The organism is Lentzea aerocolonigenes (assembly GCF_000955955.1).
GTDB lineage: Bacteria > Actinomycetota > Actinomycetes > Mycobacteriales > Pseudonocardiaceae > Lentzea > Lentzea aerocolonigenes_A.
In genome coordinates, this window is the sequence record NZ_JYJG01000495.1 from 1 (window position 1) to 2,511 (window position 2,511).

Annotated in this window: 2 protein-coding genes; one reads left to right on the forward strand and one right to left on the reverse strand. The window is 65.0% G+C overall.

All coding sequences use genetic code 11. From position 1 onward, the window contains the following. Window positions 1–55: 55 nt before the first annotated feature. On the reverse strand, window positions 56–820 hold the full coding sequence (locus UK23_RS44725) for a pectate lyase (protein WP_045317925.1): 765 nt from the start codon (window positions 818–820) through the stop codon (window positions 56–58). 381 nt (window positions 821–1,201) lie between these two features. Between UK23_RS44725 and UK23_RS44730 the strand changes: the two genes are divergently transcribed. Further along, window positions 1,202–2,511, forward strand: a 1,310-nt coding sequence (locus UK23_RS44730) for a glycoside hydrolase family 48 protein (protein WP_231114974.1), incomplete at its 3' end; no start/stop codon positions are given.

The following is a 2,511-nucleotide window of genomic DNA, read 5'->3' on the forward strand; positions in this document are numbered from 1 at the left end:
GATGAAGGGAACCTTCATCCACGTCAGGTGGATGAAGGTTCCCTTCATCGTGAAACTAGCGGTAGGTCACGTCGGACGTTTTGTAGAGGCAGTTCGTGCTGTCCGGGCCGCTGCCGATCTTGGTCGGCTCACCGCTCGTGACACCCTTGTACTTGTCGCAGATCGAGATCTTGCGGCTGCTGTCGCCGACGATCGTGATCTTCGAGAACCGCGCGGTGTCGCCGTAGTTGGTGTTGATGCCCACCAACGCCTTGCCCGGCGAGAACGCGGTGATGTTCTCCAGCACCACGTTGCGCTTGTACTGCGTCTTGCAGTTGCCGCAGGACCGGTAGAGCTTGCCGAAGTCGTCCACCTGGAAGTTGCGGATGATCATCGTGCCCGGTCCGTTGTGCTGGAACACCTTGTCAGCGGCCTTTCGCGCGCCACCACCGTTGATGGTCATGGTCTGCGAGGACGACTTGCCCTTGAACGTGGCCGCGTCCTCGCCGACGTCCTCCCACCACACGTTGGTGAGCGTGCAGGTGCCGAGGCAGTGGATGCCGTCGGCGGCGGGCGCGCCCAGCACCACGTTCTTCAGCGACGCGCCGTCGGCGAGCTGGAAGATCGGGTCCTGGCCCTCGTTCTGGCCACCGCCCCCGAGGCTGCCCGTGCCGTAGAACCGCTTCATGCCACCGTCGTAGGTGCCAGAAGGCACCTTGATGGTCGCACTGACCGGCTTCGGCCCGGTGGGGGTCGGGAACGTGCTGCCCGCGGCGTGAGCCTGAGGCGCGAGCATTGTGGCCAGCGCAGCGACGAACACCATTGCTGCGAGTTTCTTCATGTGCGCTCCGTGTTCTCCGGATGCGCGGCGGTAATTCTCGATGGTAGTGGGCGAGATGTGTTTCCTGTCAATTGCCGTCGACAATTCGAATCGAATTCCGTCGAATTGTTCGACCGTTCGAGGGGTTCTCGGGCGACGGTTGCCGACCCTCTGGGAGCGTTCCCGGAGATTCCACTCGAAGGGAGCAGCAAGAAGGCTGTAACAGGCACGAGCGGACGAGTGTTCGCTGCGTCGAACGGCTCAATGAGTAGCCCTGGGTGGCTCAGCAACTACTTTCAGTGCCGCCGGTTGGCTTACGTGACCCACGTTACAGTGCCGTGAAATCTGGGAGCGCTCCCAGCTCGAGAGGGCGGCGGCATGACTCGGCGAACAGTGGCATTGATGGCCGCGGTGGTGATGGCGGCCGGTGGAGCACCTGCGGTGGCGGCTCCCCTGGCGGTCGCGTGCACCGTGACCTACCAGATCACCAACGAGTGGAACACCGGCTTCGGCGCGACCGCGACGATCCGCAACGACGGTGACGTGATCAACGGCTGGAACCTCACCTGGACGTTCCCCGATGGGCAACGGGTCACGCAGGGCTGGAACGGTACTTTCAGCCAGACCGGAGCTGTTGTGAGCGTTACCAACCCGGACTGGGCGCGCACGATCCCGGCCGGCGGCACGGCACAGGTCGGTTTCAACGGCAGCAAGGGTTCCGCGAACCGGCCCCCGACGAACTTCGCGGTCAACGGCGTCGCCTGCACCGGCCCCAACCAGCCGCCGTCCGTGGCGCTCACCGCGCCTGCCACGGGCGGCACCTACACCCTGCCCGCCACGATCCCGCTGGCGGCGACCGCGCAGGACTCCGACGGCACGATCGCCAAGGTCGAGTTCTACGCCGACGACACGTTGATCGCGACGGACATCAGCGCGCCGTACACCGGCACGTGGGGGGCACCGACGGCCGGTGATCACCGCATCACCGCGAAGGCGAGCGACAACCGCGGTGCCGCAACGACTTCGGCGCCCGCGATGGTCAAGGTTCTCGCCGGGCCTTCGATCCTGGCGACGCCGGGCACGGTCAACGTCCGCCAGGGCCAGACGGCCACGTTCGACGTGTCCCTGGCGACCGCGCCGTCCCAGCCCGTCACCGTGACGATCGGTCGCAGCGGCAGCACCGATCTCACGGTGACTCCAGCCACGCTGACGTTCTCGAGTGCGGCGAAGCAGACCGTGACCGTGACGTCGGCGGACAACGGCGGGGATCTGGCTTCCGCCACGTTCACCGCGACTGCGACCGGTTATGCCCCTGCCTCGGTCACGGTCAAGGAGATCTCGTCGTCCACTTCGGACTTCAGCAAAGCCTTCCTCGACCAGTACAACAAGATCAAGGATCCGGCCAGCGGGTATTTCCGCAAGTTCGGTGACCTGCTCGTGCCGTACCACTCGGTCGAGACGCTGATGGTCGAGGCGCCGGATCACGGTCACCAGACCACGTCCGAGGCGTTCAGCTACTACCTGTGGCTGGAAGCGAGCTACGGCCGGGCGACGGGTGATTGGGCTCCGTTCAAGTCGGCGTGGGCGTCGATGGAGAAGTTCATCATCCCGGCGAAGGCCGATCAGCCCACGAACGACAAGTACAACGCGTCGAAGCCCGCGACCTATGCGCCGGAACACCCGCGGATGGACAAGTACCCGTCCCAGCTGGA

What these genes read in the sequence shown, in the direction of transcription:
- UK23_RS44725 (WP_045317925.1), bottom strand. Translation starts at nt 820, where the DNA reads ATGAAGAAACTCGCAGCAATGGTGTTCGTCGCTGCGCTGGCCACAATG.